The 17,647-nt window shown below is 73.7% G+C and carries 14 protein-coding genes and 1 pseudogene; 11 read left to right on the top strand and 4 right to left on the bottom strand.

What is annotated here, in order from left to right:
- Nucleotides 1–4: 4 nt before the first annotated feature.
- The 3 genes from ACFY15_RS08660 (at nucleotide 5) to ACFY15_RS08650 (ending at nucleotide 4,177) form a co-directional block, all read left to right on the top strand.
- Nucleotides 5–715: a hypothetical protein gene (locus ACFY15_RS08660; RefSeq protein ID WP_390687026.1), complete on the top strand. Its 711-nt coding sequence runs from the start codon at nucleotides 5–7 to the stop codon at nucleotides 713–715.
- Nucleotides 716–821: 106 nt separating this feature from the next.
- Nucleotides 822–3,656, top strand: coding sequence for a toll/interleukin-1 receptor domain-containing protein (locus ACFY15_RS08655; RefSeq protein ID WP_390825242.1), 2,835 nt, complete (start codon nucleotides 822–824; stop codon nucleotides 3,654–3,656).
- Between the two features lie 56 nt (nucleotides 3,657–3,712).
- A complete protein-coding gene (locus tag ACFY15_RS08650; RefSeq protein WP_390825241.1) occupies nucleotides 3,713–4,177 on the top strand; it encodes a type II toxin-antitoxin system PemK/MazF family toxin in 465 nt (154 codons plus the stop codon).
- Between the two features lie 34 nt (nucleotides 4,178–4,211).
- Here the strand turns inward: ACFY15_RS08650 and ACFY15_RS08645 are convergent, their stop codons facing one another.
- The gene (locus tag ACFY15_RS08645) at nucleotides 4,212–5,036 is read right to left on the bottom strand and encodes a TIGR02452 family protein (protein ID WP_390825240.1); all 825 of its coding nucleotides are present in this window, start codon (nucleotides 5,034–5,036) and stop codon (nucleotides 4,212–4,214) included.
- Nucleotides 5,037–5,143: 107 nt separating this feature from the next.
- Between ACFY15_RS08645 and egtA the strand changes: the two genes are divergently transcribed.
- From egtA to egtD, 4 genes are read left to right on the top strand one after another with little or no spacing between them, the layout of a single operon-like run.
- A complete protein-coding gene (egtA, locus tag ACFY15_RS08640; protein ID WP_390687022.1) occupies nucleotides 5,144–6,571 on the top strand; it encodes an ergothioneine biosynthesis glutamate--cysteine ligase EgtA in 1,428 nt (475 codons plus the stop codon).
- A complete protein-coding gene (egtB, locus tag ACFY15_RS08635) occupies nucleotides 6,568–7,902 on the top strand; it encodes an ergothioneine biosynthesis protein EgtB (protein WP_390687021.1) in 1,335 nt (444 codons plus the stop codon). Before egtA ends, egtB begins: the two co-directional genes overlap by 4 nt.
- Nucleotides 7,902–8,660, top strand: a complete 759-nt coding sequence (gene egtC / locus ACFY15_RS08630; protein WP_390687020.1) for an ergothioneine biosynthesis protein EgtC — start codon at nucleotides 7,902–7,904, stop codon at nucleotides 8,658–8,660. Before egtB ends, egtC begins: the two co-directional genes overlap by 1 nt.
- Nucleotides 8,657–9,646 carry an L-histidine N(alpha)-methyltransferase gene (egtD, locus tag ACFY15_RS08625; RefSeq protein ID WP_390687019.1) on the top strand — a complete coding sequence of 330 codons (990 nt, stop codon included), beginning with the start codon at nucleotides 8,657–8,659 and terminating at the stop codon, nucleotides 9,644–9,646. Before egtC ends, egtD begins: the two co-directional genes overlap by 4 nt.
- Nucleotides 9,647–10,038: 392 nt before the next feature.
- Here the strand turns inward: egtD and ACFY15_RS08620 are convergent.
- From ACFY15_RS08620 to ACFY15_RS08610, 3 genes and pseudogenes are all read right to left on the bottom strand, one after another.
- A pseudogene (locus tag ACFY15_RS08620) lies at nucleotides 10,039–10,575 on the bottom strand (lysophospholipid acyltransferase family protein); the annotation flags it as partial.
- Nucleotides 10,572–11,396 carry a GNAT family N-acetyltransferase gene (locus ACFY15_RS08615; RefSeq protein ID WP_390825239.1) on the bottom strand — a complete coding sequence of 275 codons (825 nt, stop codon included), beginning with the start codon at nucleotides 11,394–11,396 and terminating at the stop codon, nucleotides 10,572–10,574. The gene ACFY15_RS08615 and the pseudogene ACFY15_RS08620, both read right to left, overlap by 4 nt.
- 331 nt (nucleotides 11,397–11,727) lie before the next feature.
- A complete protein-coding gene (locus ACFY15_RS08610) occupies nucleotides 11,728–12,993 on the bottom strand; it encodes an extracellular solute-binding protein (protein WP_390825238.1) in 1,266 nt (421 codons plus the stop codon).
- Nucleotides 12,994–13,156: 163 nt separating this feature from the next.
- On the opposite strand from ACFY15_RS08610, the gene ACFY15_RS08605 reads away from it, so the two are divergent.
- From ACFY15_RS08605 to ACFY15_RS08590, 4 genes are all read left to right on the top strand, one after another.
- A complete protein-coding gene (locus tag ACFY15_RS08605) occupies nucleotides 13,157–13,372 on the top strand; it encodes a dodecin (protein WP_390687063.1) in 216 nt (71 codons plus the stop codon).
- Nucleotides 13,373–13,518: 146 nt separating this feature from the next.
- A complete protein-coding gene (locus ACFY15_RS08600; RefSeq protein WP_390687016.1) occupies nucleotides 13,519–14,022 on the top strand; it encodes a hypothetical protein in 504 nt (167 codons plus the stop codon).
- 54 nt (nucleotides 14,023–14,076) lie between these two features.
- A complete protein-coding gene (locus ACFY15_RS08595; protein ID WP_390825237.1) occupies nucleotides 14,077–15,072 on the top strand; it encodes an LLM class flavin-dependent oxidoreductase in 996 nt (331 codons plus the stop codon).
- Between the two features lie 62 nt (nucleotides 15,073–15,134).
- The gene (locus ACFY15_RS08590; protein ID WP_390825236.1) at nucleotides 15,135–17,549 is read left to right on the top strand and encodes an ABC transporter; all 2,415 of its coding nucleotides are present in this window, start codon (nucleotides 15,135–15,137) and stop codon (nucleotides 17,547–17,549) included.
- Nucleotides 17,550–17,647 lie beyond the last annotated feature (98 nt).

The raw sequence follows: 17,647 nt of genomic DNA, 5'->3' as shown, positions 1-17,647 counted from the left end.
CACCATGACCAACGGCCGAGGGCGCACCGCGCGGCTCCTCTCACTCACCGCGCTGCCGGCACTGATCCTCCTGACCGGGGCTTGCGGTACCCCGCACCCGGGGGCCCGGATCGAGCACGCCACCCAGTCACCCGACACCCGTCCACCCGGCGCCGAGGACCCACGGACGCCCCAGCCGAGCATGTCGTCACCGGCGGCGGTCGGGACAATCGGCCCGGCCCCTGAGGACCTTCACACGGTCGACTGGGCGCACACGCCCGTCCCCGGCGACATCTGCGGCGTACCGGGGCTCGTGCGGTTCGACGAAAAGGGCGAAGCCTGGGGCACGTCCCGGACGTGGGGGCCGGTTCTGGTCAACCTCCAACGGGACGTCGCGTACGGCGACATCGACGGCGACGGCCGGGACGAGGCAGCCGTCACCATCGGCTGCCACAACGGAGGGGGTACCGCTGCCGGCCGGCTGGCCTGGGGCGGGGTCCTCATCGGCCGGACGGGAGGCAATCTCACCGTCATCGGCACGCTCACGCCCCGACAGCAGCTGCCGCAATCGATGCCCACCCAGGTCGCCTTCCAGATCGCCCTGCACCAGGTCGTCGTGCACGAGAACTGGTTCCGCGACGGGGACTCGACCTGCTGCCCCAGCGGCACCGCCATCACCGTCTGGACCCACGACGGCGACAGGCTCACCCCGGGAGCCCCCCAGGTCACCTCCTGAGGCGGCGCCCGGCGCCAAGGACAGGGCACCACGGCTTCCATGGGAACCTGCCTGTGGCGCCGATCACACACACCGAAAGAGCTTGCCGGAGAGCCTCATGGAACCAATGTACGACGCATTCATCTCCTACAGTCAACAGCGTGACGAACCGTTGGCCGACGGGCTGCAGGAGGGCCTGGAGAAGCTGCTGCGCAAGGGGTGGCGACGGCGTCGGACGCTGAAGGTGTTCCGGGACTGCACCTCCCTCGCCGCAAGCAGTGATTTACCCGGGAGCATCCGTGCCGCACTGGATAACTCCCGGTACCTCGTACTCGTCGGCTCGCCCGAGGCCGCCGCCTCTCCCTGGGTCCGTCAGGAGCTGGCCCTGTGGCGGGCCGGCCGCTCCATGGACCATCTTCTGCTGGCCTACACCGCAGGGGAGATCGTCTGGGATCGCACACGGCGGGACTTCGACTGGGCGCGGACCACCGCGATCCCCAGGGAGCTGAGCGGAGCGTTCACAGCCGAGCCCCTCTGGGTGGACCTGCGGCCCTTTCGGGACTCCGCCGACCTGTCGTATGCGCCGGGCCACCCCTTCCGCGACAAGGTCGTCACCCTCGCCGCACCGATCCACAACGTCCCCAAGGACGTCCTGGACAGCCGGGGGCGTCAGGAGGATCGGAATGCCGGGCGCCGGCTCCGTGCGGCCGTGGCCGCCTTCGTCGTGCTCCTCCTGGGGCTGGGGACCACCTGGACCGTCGCCTGGCGGAAGAGCGGAGAGGCATCGGCCCGCGCGCGCACGGCCGCGTCCCGCTCACTCGCGGCCCGCGCGCTGGAAGTCGCTCCCAGCGACCCGCGCAAGGCCGCCCAGTTCGCGCTGTACGCCTACGCCGTCGAGCCCACCGGCCAGGCAGCGCAGGCCCTGGGCCGGGCGATCGCCGCGAACGACAGCACCGCGCAACACCTTCAGCGGGGGAACGAAAGCGTGGCCCGTTTCCAGGGCGCCGGACACTCCCCGGCCACCAAGGTGGCAATGAGCCGCGATGGTGCGGTCCTGGCCTATTATTCGGGCCTCGACCCCGACGTCATGAGCGATTCCAAGTACGCCGTACACCTCTATGACATCCGGTCCCGAACACGGCTGCCCGACCTGGTCGGCAAGGCATGGCCGCAAGACGGGGGCGGCTTCGCGTTCAGCTGGGACGGCCGCATGCTGGCAGTGGAAACACCTTTCAACGAGATCGAGTTGTGGGACGTCTCCCAAAGGAAGCTCCTGCGCAGAATCACGGCCGGCAACGGCCAGCAGCTGGCCGGTGGATACATGAACCTGCGCTCCTTCGCTTTTTCAGGTGACGGCACGAGAGTCGCCGCAGCGTTCTTCACCCCCACCGGTGAGTCCTCGGCCGTCTATCGCCTGGCGGTGTGGGACACGGCCACAGGCAGGCAGATCCTCGAAGAGGGCGCTGTCGAGGACGGCGTGAAGCTGGCCTTCGACGGTGCGCACCGGCTAGTGGCCCTGGACTCGTCGGTGGGGACCGTACGCTTCCTCATGCCAGGCTCCGGGACCTGGAGCGCACCCCGTACCCTCGGCGGTTATCCCCGGCTCGACCGGGACGCCCGCTTCGGTGTGACCCTCTCACCGGACGGCGCCCGGGTCTCCGTCACCACGAGCGGCGGGATGCACACGGACGTCTGGGACGTGGGCAGCGGAAGGCGGCTGACCCCCACCGAGGCGGCCACGGCCGAGGAACGGCCCGGATTCACGGCCGACGGCCAGTCGGTGGTCGTGCAGGACGCCGCGAACCGCCGACGGGTCCTCGGCTCCTTCACCTACCCCGTGGTGTCCCTCGCCGGATCAGGTGACGGCACCCGGGTGGTGGCCGCATCGAACGACGGCGCCATCTCCCTGTTCTCGGCCACCAGCTTCCAGGCCGGTACCACGCTCGCCAACGAACAGCGGATCACGTCCAATGAGCTGACCCCGGATCGGCGGCTCGCCGTCCGGCCCACGGCGGAGGGCTCGGAGCTGTGGAGCGTGGACGGTGACGGCGTCAAACCGATCGGCCGAATCGGATGGATCGGACAGCGCGGGGCAGACGGGAGGGGCCGGCTCATCTCCTCCTCCGACCGGGCGCGTGTGGTGACCGTCGACGAGGACGGATCCCTCAGCCTGTGGAACCCGCGAGACGGGCGCCGGACGGGCGCTCCCTGGCGCCCTCAGCGCCGCACGGAGCCGGTGGCATTTCTCGCCGACCACGTCCGGTTCCTCGGGATCACGGATCACACACTCCAGGTCATCGACCCACGCACCTGGCAGGTAGTGCAGTCCCTGCCGCTCGGGACGGGACCGGACGCGTCCCGGGCCACCAGCGTGGACGGCACGACGGTCGCCCTGGTGGACCGGGACGAACTGAAAGTGTGGCGCTGGATGGAAGGGAAGGGGCTGCAGCAGGTCTACCGAGGGGAGATCCCAGGGGGATCCGACTTCCGGATGTCGGTGGCACTCAGCCGACACGGCGAGAAGGCCGTGGTGATCAACGGCGACCATCGCCTCGTCGTCTTCGACCTCACCTCGGGGCATGTCGTCCAGGGAGCCGCAGTCGCCCCGGAGGGACAGTCCGGCGTCGCCTTCAGCACCGACAACACCCTGCTCGTCCACGCATACGGCACGGGAAGCGACTCGGGCCTGCAGTTCTGGGACGCCAGCACGGGCGAGGCACGGGGCAGCTGGGCGATGACGGGACACGGCGAAGGCAGTGTGACCACCTTCAACGGCACGGACGGCTCGGTACTGACCATGGGGGCCGACGGCTCACTCGTACGACGCACAGTGGACCTCGCCGCTTGGCGCACGACGTTGTGCTCGCTGGCCCCCGAACCGCTTCCCCCGAGCGAGTACGACCGCTACCTGAAGGGGATGGAGGTCACTCCCCCCTGCCGGGCAGCGACCGCGCGCCCCTGATCCGGGGCGGCCGGGAGGCGCGCGACGGGGCATCAAAGCCTTGTAATCTCCGCGAAATGACGGCACTTTCACATCACGGCAACGGTTACGCCGAGCAGCCCGGGCGGGTGGGCTTCGGTGCCACCGTCGAGGCCGATCCGCTCGCGATCGGGCCCGTCCGCACCGAGTACGCGCCCGATCCGGACGGGGACCCCGACCCGGGGGAGATCGTGTGGACCTGGGTCCCCTTCGAGGAGAACGACGGGCGGGGCAAGGACCGCCCCGTGCTGGTGGTGGCGCGCGAGGCGGGCGGGGCGACCCTGCTCGCCGTGCAGCTGTCCAGCAAGCGGCACGACGCCGACCGGGAGTGGGTCCCGATCGGCTCGGGTCCGTGGGACTCCGCGGGGCGGGAGTCGTGGGTGGACCTGGACCGGGTGCTGCGGGTCCACGACGCGGGGATGCGGCGCGAGGCCTGCGCGCTGGACCGGGGCCGCTTCGGGCTGGTGGTGGACCGGCTGCGTGAGCGGTACGGCTGGCGGTAGCCGGGCGGGCCCGGCCCCGCCCCCGCTCGTGGGCTCAGGTCCGGGCGAAGGCCCTGGCGAAGGCTTCGCGGGGGGCGGGGTCGCGGTCCAGGACGGCGAAGACGACCCGGTCGAAGGTTCCGGCGAAGCGGCCCGTCAGCGGGCGCCGGAACGCCTGCGCCACCTCCGCCGGGTCGTTGCGGAACACCCCGCAGCCCCAGGCCCCCAGGACCAGCTGCCGGTACCCGTGCAGGGCGGCCACCTCGAGGACCCGCCTGGCCCGCCGGGCCAGGGCCGCCGGGATCTCGGGGGCGCGCTCCGGCTCCTGGCGGCGGATCGTTCCCGCGTTCGGGGCCGGGGAGGTGAGGAAACCGACCCGGAACGGGGTCTCCAGCAGTTCGCCCCGGTCGTCGCGGAACACCGGCACCCCGGGCGAGTGGATCACCCGGTCGGTGTAGAAGGTGCTCTTCCCCGCGCGGTGGACCGCGTAGTACTCCGGGGCCTCCAGCAGGGTCTCGTAGAGCGCCGACGCCCGGCACAGCGCCTCCTCCTGCGCCTTCGCCCCGCGGACGTACCCGCCCCCGGGATTGCGGGCCGAGGCGAAGTTCAGCACCGCGACCGCCCCCCGAGCGGTCTCCCCCGCCAGGCGACGCGCTGCGACCGTGCTGCTCTCCCCCGTGACCTCGAAGGCCGTCGGGCCACTCCCCCTGACGGCCTCCCCGTCTGGAATGACCGGGTTTGGCCCATATATTCTGGTTCCGGCCTTGGCTTCCGCCAGGTCGGCGGCGAGGGAGACCTGCCGCCCCGACTGCGTCCGGTACCCGCCGGCCGCCACGATCAGCGCGTTCTCCCGCGCGATCTCGCGCAATCTGCTGCTCACCCCGCAATCCTCCGGTGCGGGCCGGGCAGCGGCAAAGGAATTACCGCCCCGAGGACGGGTAGGCACGGATGACGTCACGGCCGACTACAGGAGACGAGGTTCCGGTCATGCCCGAGGACTCACCCGCTCCATACGTCCACGATCCGGCGGATTCCGCCCCCGCCCCGCTCGACGAGACCGCCGCCGAGGACCTGGTCCACGGCATCTGCTTCAAGACCGGCCCGCCCCGCACCCTCGGGGCCGAGCTCGAATGGCTCGTCCTGGACGCGGAGCGGCCCTGGCTGCCGCTCCCGTCCGACCGCCTCATCGCGGCCCACGCCGCCGCCCGGGCCCTGCCCCTGCGCTCCCGGGTCACCGTCGAGCCCGGCGGCCAGCTGGAGCTCAGCTCCGCCCCCGCCGACTCCCTCACCGCCTGCGTGGACGGCCTCCGGGCCGACCTCACCGCCGTACGGGGCGCCCTGCGCGAGCGGGGCCTGGTCCTCCACGGCCTCGGCGAGGACCCCCGCAGGCCCCTGCACCGCCTTATGGCCAGCCCCCGCTACGACGCGATGGAGGCCTACTTCGACCGCACCGGCCCCGCGGGCCGGGCCATGATGCGCGCCTCCGCCTCCGTACAGGTCTGCGTGGACGCCGGGCACGAGGAGCCGGGCCCGCTCGGGCACGGCCGGCGCTGGCGGCTCGCCCACCTGCTGGGCGCCGTGCTCGTGGCCTCCTTCGCCAACTCCCCCGGCCACGAGGGCCCGTACGAGGGGTGGCGGTGCGCGCGGCAGGGGATCTGGAGCGACATCGACGCGCGCCGCGCCCTCGCCCCGCCGCTGGACGCCGAGCCCCGCTCCGCCTGGGTCCGGCACGCGCTGGACACCGAGGTGATGTGCGTGCGGTGCCCCGACGACGGGCCCTGGACGGTACCGCGCGGGCTGACCTTCCGCGACTGGCTGCGCACGGGCGGCACCGGGGCGGGCCCGACCCGGCGGCCCACCGCCGAGGACCTGGAGTACCACCTCACCACCCTCTTCCCACCCGTGCGGCCGCGCGGCCACCTGGAGCTGCGGATGATCGACGCGCAGCCCGGCGAGGACGGCTGGATCGTCCCGGTGGCCGTGGTGCACGCGCTGTTCGACGACCCGGAGGCCGCCGAGACGGCCTACCGGGCGGTGAAGGCGCTGGCCGACGCCCACGGGACCGGCTCCGCGCCGCGCAACCCCCTGTGGCGGGCCGCCGCCCGGAGCGCCCTGGCCGATCCGGACCTGCGGGCAGCCGCCACGGCCTGCTTCGCGGCGGCCGGGGAGGCGCTGCCCCGGCTCGGGGCGGAGCCGTACGTCCAGGAGGCGGTCGCCACCTTCGCCGACCGCTACGTACGGCGCGGCCGCTGCCCGGCGGACGACGTGGACGACGCCCTGGTCGCCGGGCGCACCCGGGCCGCCCCGGGCACCGGTCCGGCTGCCGTCGAGCACACCGGCCCCGCGGCCGTCGAGCACACCGGCCCCGCGGCGCACCGCCGACGGCCGCCCGTTGCGAAGGGACCGCGCCCGTGACCATCGACACCCCCGCCGAGAGCCCGGCCGAGATCCGCCCCGCGCAGCTGCGCGAGCACGCCGCGGCGGCCCTGGCCGCCGCCCGGGCCCGTACCGCCGCGCTGACCGACGTCGTCGACGACCGGGACCTGACCGCGCAGCACTCGCCCCTGATGTCCCCCCTGGTCTGGGACCTGGCGCACATCGGGAACCAGGAAGAGCTGTGGCTGCTGCGCAACGTGGCCGGCCGGGAGTTCCTGCGGCCCGAGATCAACTCCCTGTACGACGCGTTCCAGCACCCCCGGGCCGAACGGCCGAAGCTGCCCCTGCTCGGGCCGCAGGAGGCCCGGGCGTACGCGGCCGAGGTCCGCGGGCGGGTGTTCGACCTGCTGGACCGCACCCCGCTGGAGGGAACGGCCCTGCTCGACCGGGGGTTCGTGTTCGGGATGATCGCCCAGCACGAACAGCAGCACGACGAGACCATGCTGATCACCCATCAGCTGCGTGCGGGCGCACCCGTCCTGACGGCGCCCGAGCCGGACCCGCCGCTGGGGCCTCCCCCGCCCGCGGCCGAAGTCCTGGTTCCCGGCGGTCCGTTCACCATGGGGACGTCGGCCGAGCCGTGGGCGCTGGACAACGAACGGCCCGCGCACGTCCGGGAGGTGGACTCCTTCTGGATCGACACGGTCCCGGTGACCAACGCCGCCTACCGGTCCTTCATCGCGGACGGCGGGTACACGGACCCCCGGTGGTGGGCCGCCGAGGGCTGGGAGCAGATCCGCGCCCATGACATCGGCGCCCCGCTGTTCTGGCGGCGCGAGGCCGGCCAGTGGCTGCGCCGCCGGTTCGGGGTGACCGAGCCGGTGCCCGACGAAGAACCGGTTCTGCATGTCAGCTGGTACGAGGCGGACGCCTATGCCCGCTGGGCGGGGCGCCGGCTGCCGACCGAGGCGGAGTGGGAGAAGGCCGCCCGCCACGACCCGGCCACGGGCCGTTCCCGCCGCTTCCCCTGGGGCGACGACGGGCCCCGCCCCGAACACGCCAACCTGGGCCAGCGCCACCTGCGCCCAGCCCCCGCGGGCGGCTACCCGGCGGGCGCCTCGCCGCTGGGGGTGCGCCAGCTCATCGGCGACGTGTGGGAGTGGACGGCCTCGGACTTCCTGCCGTACCCGGGGTTCCGCGCCTTTCCGTACCGGGAGTACTCGGAGGTGTTCTTCGGCCCTGAGCACAAGGTGCTGCGCGGCGGTTCGTTCGCCGTGGACCCGGTGGCCTGCCGGGGCACCTTCCGCAACTGGGACCTGCCGGTGCGCCGCCAGATCTTCGCCGGCTTCCGCACCGCGAGGGACGTCTGATGTGCCGCCACCTTGCCTACCTGGGGCCGGAGATACCCCTGGCACGGGTGCTGAGTGACCCGGAGCACTCGCTCGTGCGGCAGTCCTGGGCGCCGCGCCGCCAGCGGTACGGCACGGTCAACGCGGACGGCTTCGGCGTGGGCTGGTACGCGGCCGGGGACCCGGTCCCGGCCCGCTACCGGCGTGCCGGGCCCGTCTGGGGGGACGAGGGCTTCGCCGACCTGGGCCGTGTGGTGCGCAGCGGGGCCCTGCTGGCCGCCGTGCGCGACGCCACCTTCGCCGGGGCGGACGGGGAGGCCGCGGCGGCGCCGTTCGCGTCGGGGCCCTGGCTGTTCAGCCACAACGGCGCGGTCCGGGGCTGGCCCGACGCGGCCGCTCAGCTCGCCGCGGCGCTGCCGGCCCGGGAACTGCTGGAGCTGGCCGCGCGCACCGACGCGGCCCTGGTGTGGGCGCTGGTCCTGCACCGGCTGCGGCAGGGGGACGACCCGGGCACGGCCCTGGCGGAGGCGGTCCGCGAACTGGCCGCCGCCGCACCGGGCTCCCGGCTCAACCTGCTGCTCACCGACGGCGCCTCGATCGCCGCCACCGCCTGGGGCGATTCCCTCTGGTACCTGCCCGAGCGCCCGTCGGGGCGCGTGGTGGTGGCGTCGGAGCCCTACGACGACGACACCGGCTGGCGCGAGGTGCCCGACCGGACCCTGCTGACCGCCACCCGGACGCGGGTCGCCCTGATCCCCCTCAAGGAGAGCACCCCGTGAGCGATTTCCAGTTGACCCGGACCCTCGACGAGCACGCCGCCGACAGGGCGCTCAGGAAGGACGTCCTGCGCGGGATGACCCGCGTCCCCAAGGAACTGCCGCCGAAGTGGTTCTACGACGCCCGGGGCAGTGAGCTCTTCGAGGAGATCACCCGGCTGCCCGAGTACTACCCCACGCGTGCCGAACGGGAGATCCTGCTGGAGCGGGCCCGGGAGATCGCGGCGGTGAGCGGCGCCCGCACGCTGGTGGAGCTGGGCTCCGGCTCCTCGGAGAAGACCCGGCACCTGATCGAGGCGCTGCCGGCGCTGGAGACGTACGTCCCGGTGGACGTGAGCGAGAGCGCCCTGACCGGGGCGGCCGAGTCCCTGCTGGAGGCGCATCCGGGGCTGAGGGTGCACGCGCTGCTGGCCGACTTCACCGCCCCGCTGCACCTGCCGGAGTCCCCCGGGCCCCGGCTGGTGGTGTTCCTGGGCGGCACGATCGGAAACCTGCTGCCGGCCGAGCGAGCGGTGTTCCTGGCGTCCGTACGGGCGATGCTCTCGCCGGGGGACGCGCTGCTGATGGGCACGGACCTGGTGAAGGACGAGGCCGTGCTGGTGGCGGCGTACGACGACGCGCAGGGGGTGACGGCGGAGTTCGACAAGAACGTGCTGGCCGTGATCGACCGGGAACTGGGCGCGGACTTCCACACCGCCGACTTCGACCATCTGGCGGTGTGGAACCGGGAACACGAGTGGATCGAGATGCGGTTGCGGGCCCGGTCGGCAGTGACGGTGAAGATCCGGGCGCTGGACCTGGTGGTGCCGTTCGAGGAGGGTGAGGAGATCCTCACGGAGATCTCGGCGAAGTTCCGTCAGGAGGGCGTGCGGAGGGAACTCGCTGAGGCCGGGCTGGAGTTGTCCCACTGGTGGACGGACGCCGCGGGCCGCTTCGCGCTGTCGCTCTCGGTGGCGGGCGGCTCGGTGGACCCGGTCGCCGTGGACTGAGCCGCCTGCGCGGCCGGCGCGTGGCGGACGGGCGGGTGCGGGGTAGACGTGCCCCGCACCGGCGCCTGCGGGGCCGGTGCGTGCGGCGGGCGCTGCTGGGCGGGTATGCCGGCCAGCAGCGCCCGCTGCTGCTCCCGGGTCCCCAGGACGGCCCGCTGCGCCGCCGCCGCGAGCTCGCGCCGGTCGGCGTGGCGGCCGTCCGGGATCCGGGGCAGCAGCCGCACCTCGGCACGCACCCCGCGGGCCCGCGCGATCCGCCACAGGGAGGCGGTCAGCGTGTCGTCCCCGACGAAGGCGGGTGCCCCCGCGCGTTCCCCGTCCGCCAGCCGGTAGGAGATCCGCACGGGCTGTACGGGCACCCGCGCGTCCAGCGCGGCCTGGAAGGCGGCCCGCCGGAAGGGCCCCTGGCCGCGCCCGCACCAGGTGCAGCCCTCGGGGAAGACGGTGATCCGGTCCCCCGCCCGCAGGGCCCGGGCGATGCTCCCCACGGTCCGGGGCAGGGCCCGGATCCGGTCGCGCTCGATGAACAGGGTCCCGGCCTGGGCGGCGAGCCTGCCGAGCACCGGCCAGGTGCCGATCTCGCTCTTGGCCAGCATCCGGCTGGGCAGCGCGGCGGCGACGAGCGGGATGTCGACCCAGGAGATGTGGTTGGCGACGACCAGGCCGCCCCCGTCCGGCCCGGGGGTGCCGCGCACGGTGATCCGTATCCCCAGGGAGCGCAGGAGCGCCGTGGACCAGGCCCGGATCAGCGCGCGCCGGGGCCGGGCCGGCAGCAGCCGCACCGGCGGGGCGGCCGGTACGGCCAGCAGCACCAGCGCGAGGGCGCCGGCGAGCCGGAGCACGGCGTGCGGGACGCCCGCGGCCGGCCCCGGGTGGCCGGCGCAGTCCTGCGGAGTGCAGGGCGCGGTGGGCAGCAGCCAGTTGCTCATGCGGACGGGGCGAGCGAGAGGAAGTGGCTGAGGTAGCGCGGATTGGTCCGGCGCAGTGAAAGCAGGACGTAGAGGTCGGTGCAGCCGAACTCGGCGTCGAGGGCGGGCTCCCCGCAGACCCAGGCGCCCAGACGGATGTAGCCGCGCAGCAGGGGCGGCAGCTCCAGGCGGGTACCGGGGAGGGTGATGCCCTCCGGGCTCCACGGCAGGTGCGGGGTGACCCGGTACTCCTGCGGGGCGAGGTTGCGGGCCAGGACGGTCTCGCGGGTGGCCGCGGCCAGCACCCCGCCGTCGGCGAGCGGTATCGAGCAGCATCCGGCGAGCCAGTTGTGGCCGGTGCGCTCCATGTAGCGGGCGAGACCGGCCCAGATCAGGGCGATGACGGCGCCGTTGCGGTGGTCGGGGTGGACGCAGGAGCGGCCGACCTCGACCAGGTCGGGGCGGATCGGGGCGAGCGCGGAGAGGTCGAACTCCTCCTCGGAGTAGAGGCGTCCGGCGACGGCGGCGCGCTCGGGGGGCAGCAGCCGGTAGGTACCGACGACCTGGCAGGTCTCCTCGTCGAGGACCAGGAGGTGGTCGCAGTAGGCGTCGAAGGCGTCGGAGTCCAGGCCGGGCTCGGGGCCGTCCAGGCGGGCGCCGAGCTCTCCGGCGAAGACCTGGTGGCGCAGCCGCTGGGCGGCGCGGACCTCGTCCTCGTCGCGGGCGAGGCGGACGGTGTACCGGGGGACGGCGGAGGGTGCGGCGGGGGCGGCGGGGACCGGGGTGGGGACGGCCGGGGCCGCGGGTGCGAGGGGGGACGGGGACAGGGGTGCGATGGTCATGGCTGCTCCTGATCCGGGCAAGGGGAGCCGGGCCGCGGGTGGCGGACCCGGCTCCTTTACTTCTTCCGTGACCGGCTGGATTCGACATGACCGCGCAGCGGCCCCCGGATGTGCGGAGGCTGAACTCGACGGACCGGAGGGGGCCGGGCGCCCAGCTCAGCGGCCCGAAGGACCGGCGGAATCGAAGGACCGGAGGATCATCGGCTGGACGGATCGACGGACCCACCGATCAGCGGATCAGCGGATCAGCGGACCTACCTACCTACCTACCTGCCGACCGATCGACCACAGGCTCGACGGACCGGCCCACCGCCGGGAGCGGCGGACCGGCTCAGCGGTCGGAGCTGAGGACCTGGCTCATGGCCTCCGAGGCCGTCCTGGCCGCCTGCCGCGGGTCCTGGCCGGTGAGCACGGCCGTCATGTACGGCTTGATCGGGTTCTTGGCCTCGACCTCGGCCCAGCGCGCGGACTTCGGCGTGGCCCGGCCCTGGGCAGCTCCGGCGGCCATCGCGGCGGCGCCCTCGTTGCCCTCGACCATACGGGCGAGGGTGGTCTTGTTGGGGACGTAGCTCATCGTGCGGGCCAGCTCCGTCTGCCACTTCTCGCTGACCAGGGCGGTGATCAGGTCGACGGCGCCGGCGCGGTTCGCGGTCTTCGCCGGGATCACCAGGTCGGAGCCCCCGGTGAGGACGGAGCCGGCCTTCTCCGAGGTCTTGCCCGGTATGGGGAAGAAGCCGAGCTTGCCCTTCAGCGCGGGGTTGGCCGCCTCGATCTGGGCCGCCTGCCCGGGCGGGGCGATGATCTGGGCGACCTGGCCGCGGGCGAAGACCTCGGACTGCGGGGGTGTCTCCTCGTCGGCGTTCCTGGGCCCCTTGCCGAGGGCCTGGAGCTGCTTGTAGAAGTCCATCCCGGCCAGGGCCTTCTCGTCATCGAGGGCGCCGACCCACTGGCCGCCCGTCTCGACGGCGAGCTCGCCGCCCTCGTCCCAGACGAACCCGGCGAGCACGTACCAGTTCTGTCCGGGGAGGTAGATGCCCTGCTGTTCGCCCTTGTCGAGCTTCTGGGTGGCGGAGATCCACTCCTGGCGGTTGCGCGGCGGGGTCTTGATTCCGGCGTGCGCGAAAAGGTCCTTGTTGTAGATCACCACCCGGTTGGCGGCGTACCACGGGACGCCGTACTGGGCCCCGTTGACGCTGCCCGGGTCGGCGAGGCCCTTGAGCCAGTCCTTGCTGCCCCAGCTGCGCAGGCCCTCCAGGGTGAGCTCGGAGAGGCCGCCGGTCTCGACGTACTGGGCCACCTGGGTGTTGCCGACCTCGATGACGTCGGCGTGATCCCCGCCCTTGCCGGCGAGGACGGCGTTGACCTTGGCGCCGATGCCCTTCCACTCCTGGATCTTCACGTCCAGGTCGATGCCGGGGTGCTGCTTCTCGAAGTCGGCGGTGAACTTCCCGATGAAGTCCTCCGACGCACTGCCCTTCATCAGCCACAGGGTCACCTTCTCGGAGCCGCCGTCCGATCCGGCCAGACTGCCGCAGCCGGCGGTCAGGGCGGTCGCGGCCGCGAGGCCCGTGCACACGGCGAGGAAGCGCTTCTTCACGAGGGTCACCTTCTGGGCTGGATCTCAGATGGCTTGAAATTGGCATAGACCAATGGGCCGGTCAAGGGGCTCGACGGCGGGATTGTCCACGCAAAGTTCGCGGACGCGGACTTACTGGGGCACCGTGGAACAAGGCAAAAGCGACGACTGGCGGGAGACCCCCATGTCCAACCACACCTACCGGGTGACCGAGATCGTCGGCACCTCGCACGAGGGCATCGATCAAGCCATCCAGAACGGGATCACCCGCGCTGGGCAGACCCTGCGCCATCTGGACTGGTTCGAGGTCACGCAGGTGCGCGGGCACATCGAGAACGGGCAGATCGCGCACTACCAGGTCGGGCTGAAGGTGGGCTTCCGCCTCGACGACGAGGACTGACGGCACGCGGCGGGCGCCGCGTGCCGGCGGGCTGGGCCGGGCGCCCGGCCCAGCCCTGCGCTCCCCCGCCTCCCCTCCCCTCCCCTCCCCTCCCCTCCCCTCCCCTCCCCTGCCCGGGCCGAAGGGCACGGCCTAGGCTGGCGGCCATGACCGAGACCATCGCACCGCCCCGTCCGCTGGCCGTCTTCGACATCGACAACACCCTGGCCGACACCGGCCACCGCCAGCACTTCCTGGAGGCCCGCCCCCGCGACTGGGACGGCTTCTTCGGCGCGGCCCCGGCCGATCCGCCGCTCGCGCGCGGGGTGGCCCTCGCGGTGGAGAGCGCGGCCGACTGCGAGGTGGTCTACCTGACCGGCCGGCCCGAGCGCTGCCGGGCGGACACCACCGGCTGGCTGGCCCGGCACGGGCTGCCCGAGGGCCGGGTGTGGATGCGCGGCGACCGCGACCGGCGGCCGGCCCGGCAGACGAAGCTGGAGATACTCCAGCGGATCGCGCGGGACCGCGAGGTGCGGGTGCTGGTCGACGACGACCAGCTCGTCTGCCAGGCCGTCCGCGCCGCGGGCTTCCCGGTGCTCCTGGCGGACTGGGCGGCGCCCTCGCCGGAGCTCAAGAGCGCCCAGGAGAGCGAGGGCGGCAGCCGCACCTGAGGGCGCGGGCCGCGTCACGGGAATCCCTGCCTGCGCCATGCGTTGAAAACGGGTGTGATCCAGAGAATCTCCGTCCTCGACCGGTCCCGCGTCCGCGAGGGGCACCCCGCCGCCGAGGCCCTGCGCGACAGCGTGGAGCTGGCCCGCGCGGCGGAGGAGCTGGGCTACCACCGCTTCTGGGTGTCGGAGCACCACAGCGTGCCCGGGGTCGCCGGCTCCGCCCCCACCGTCCTGGCGGCGGCCGTCGCGGCCGCCACCCGGCGGATCCGGGTCGGCACGGGCGGCGTGATGCTGCCCAACCACCAGCCGCTGGTGGTGGCCGAGCAGTTCGGGGTGCTGGAGGCGCTGTTCCCCGGCCGGATCGACATGGGCCTCGGCCGCTCGGTCGGCTTCACGGGCGGCATCCGGCGCGCCCTGGGCCGCGACACCGGCGACGCCGGCCGGTTCGAGGAGCAGCTGGCCGAACTGCTGGGCTGGATCGACGGCACCCAGCGGGCCCATCCCGAGGTGCACGCCCGTCCCGCGGAGGGGCTGCGGATCCCGCCCTTCGTGCTGGCCACCGGCGCGGGGGCCTCGATCGCCGCCCGGGCCGGGCTGCCCGTGGTGGTGGGGGACCTGCGGGCCCGCGCCCGGGTGGCCGAGGTCGTCGCGGCGTACCGCAGGGAGTTCCGGCCGTCGGCGTGGGGCGCCGAGCCGTACGTGGTGGTCTCGGGGACGGTCGCGGTCGCGGAGACCGAGGAGGCCGCGCGGCGGATCCTGCTCCCGGAGGCCTGGTCCCTCGCCCACTCCCGCACCCGCGGCAGCTTCCCGGCCCTGCGGCCGGCCGAGGAGGTCGAGGCGCTGGAGCTCGGGCCCAGGGAGCGGGAGCTGTACGAGGACGCCCTCGCCGGGCACATCGCCGGGACGCAGGAGCAGGTCGCGGCCGAGCTGGCCGGGCTCGCGGAGGCCACCGGGGCGGACGAACTGCTGGTCACCACCTCCACGTACGACCGTACGGCCCTGCTGGACTCCTTCCGCAGGCTGTCGCGGATCGCCGCGCTCGCCCGGTAGGCCGTCCCTTCCGGTTCAGGCTGCCGGGCCGCCGCCCTCCGTGCGCAACTAAACTGGGGCGAATGCACCAGCCTTCCACCGACGCCCCCGCCGTCCCCCGGGACGCCCTCGATCCCTGCGTACGGGTCCGCGGCGCCCGGGAGCACAACCTGCGCGGGGTGGACGTGGACATCCCGCGCGACACCCTGACCGTCTTCACCGGGGTGTCCGGTTCCGGGAAGAGCTCCCTGGCCTTCGGCACGCTCTACGCCGAGGCCCAGCGGCGGTACTTCGAGTCCGTGGCCCCGTACGCCCGGCGGCTGATCCACCAGATCGGCGCGCCGAAGGTGGACTCGGTGACCGGGCTGCCGCCCGCCGTCTCCCTGGAGCAGCGCCGCTCCTCCCCAGGCTCGCGCTCCTCGGTGGGGACCGTGACCCTGCTCTCCAACTCCCTGCGGATGCTGTTCTCCCGGGCCGGCGACTACCCCCCGGGGGCCGAGCGGCTGGACTCCGACTGCTTCTCCCCCAACACGGCCTCCGGCGCCTGCCCCTCCTGCCACGGCCTGGGGCGGATCCACCGCACCAGCGAGGAACTCCTCGTCCCGGACCCGGACCTGTCGATCCGCCAGGGCGCCATCGCCGCCTGGCCCGGGGCCTGGCAGGGCAAGAACCTCAGGGACGTCCTGGAGGTGCTCGGCCACGACGTGGACCGGCCCTGGCGGGAGCTGCCGGCCGCGGACCGACGGTGGATCCTGTTCACCGAGGAGCAGCCGGTGGTGACCGTGCACCCGGTGCGGGAGGCGGACCGGATCCAACGTCCCTACCAGGGCACGTACATGAGCGCCCACCGCTATGTGATGCGGACCTTCTCGGACACCAAGAGCGCCACCCTGCGGGCGCGGGCCGAGAAGTTCCTCACGGACGCGCCCTGTCCGGCGTGCGGGGGCCGGCGGCTGCGGCCCGAGGCCCTGGCGGTCACCTTCGCGGGCCGGACGATCGCGGAGCTGGCGGCGCTGCCGCTGGGCGAGCTGGACGGCGTACTCGACGCGGCGGCGCCGGCCACGGAGGCGGCGCGGGTGCTGGCGGCTGACCTGCGGGCGCGGATCGCGCCGGTGACGGAGCTGGGTCTGGGCTACCTGAGCCTGGACCGGACCGCGCCCAGCCTGTCGGCGGGGGAGCTCCAGCGGCTGCGGCTGGCGACCCAGCTGCGGTCGGGGCTCTTCGGGGTGGTGTACGTGCTGGACGAGCCGTCGGCGGGGCTGCACCCGGCCGACACCGAGGCGCTGCTGGGCGTGCTGGAGCGGCTCAAGGCTGCCGGGAACACCGTGTTCGTGGTGGAGCACCACCTGGATGTCGTGCGGCGCGCCGACTGGCTGGTGGACGTCGGCCCGCTGGCCGGGGAACACGGCGGGCGTGTGCTGTACAGCGGTCCGCCCGGGGGCCTGGCCGGGGTCACGGAGTCGGCGACCGCGCGGCACCTGTTCCCGCAGTCCCCGACCGAGACCTCTCCCGCCGGCCGGCCGGTGCGCACGGCCACGGGTTCCGTCCGGCTGAGCGGTGTGGAGCGGCACAACCTCCGTGACGTGACCGTCGACTTCCCGCTCGGGGTCTTCACCGCCGTCACCGGTGTGTCGGGTTCCGGGAAGTCCACGCTGGTCGGGCAGGTGCTCGCGCAGGAGGTGGGCGGGCGGCTGACCGACCCGGACTTCCCGGTGCGCCGGCTGGTGGAGGTGGACCAGAAGCCGATCGGCCGCACGCCGCGCTCCAACCTGGCCACGTACACGGGGCTTTTCGACGTCGTGCGCAAACTGTTCACGGCGGCGCCCCAGGCGCGCGAGCGCGGCTGGAAGGCGGGCCGGTTCTCCTTCAACGTGCCGGGCGGCCGCTGCGAGACCTGTCAGGGCGAGGGCTTCGTCTCGGTGGAGCTGCTGTTCCTGCCCAGTACGTACGCGCCGTGCCCGGAATGCGCCGGCGCCCGGTACAACGCCGAGACCCTGGAGGTCCGTTACGAGGGGCTGGACATCGCGGAGGTGCTGGGGCTGACGGTGGAGGCGGCGGCCGTCTTCTTCGCGGAGGTCCCGGCGGCGGCGCGCAGCCTGCGGGCGCTGGAGGAGATCGGCCTGGGCTACCTGCGGCTGGGGCAGCCGGCCACCGAGCTGTCGGGCGGCGAGGCGCAGCGGATCAAGCTGGCGACCGAGCTCCAGCGGCTGCGCCGCGACCACACCCTGTACCTGCTGGACGAACCGACGACGGGCCTGCACCCGGCCGATGTGCGGGTGCTGCTGCGGCAGTTGCACGGGCTGGTGGAGGCGGGGCACTCGGTGGTGGTCGTGGAGCACGACATGGAGGTGGTGGCGGGAGCCGACTGGGTCGTCGACCTGGGCCCGGGCGGCGGCACGGAAGGCGGCAGGATCACGGCCTGCGGCCCGCCGGCCCGAGTGGCCGCGTCCACGGCCGGCCGCACGGCCCCCTACCTGACCCGGGCGCTGGGTCGGTGAACGCCGGGGCTCTGACCGGAAAGGTTCACCACCTCACGACGCCCGGCACGGCACCTCGCCGCGTTGCCGGGCCACGCAAGTTCGTCCAGTACGAGCCG

It is taken from the genome of Streptomyces sp. NPDC001373, from assembly GCF_042895815.1.
Classification (GTDB): domain Bacteria; phylum Actinomycetota; class Actinomycetes; order Streptomycetales; family Streptomycetaceae; genus Streptomyces.
The sequence above is the reverse complement of the archived record's forward strand: the minus strand, read 5'-3'. Positions and strand labels throughout refer to the sequence as shown.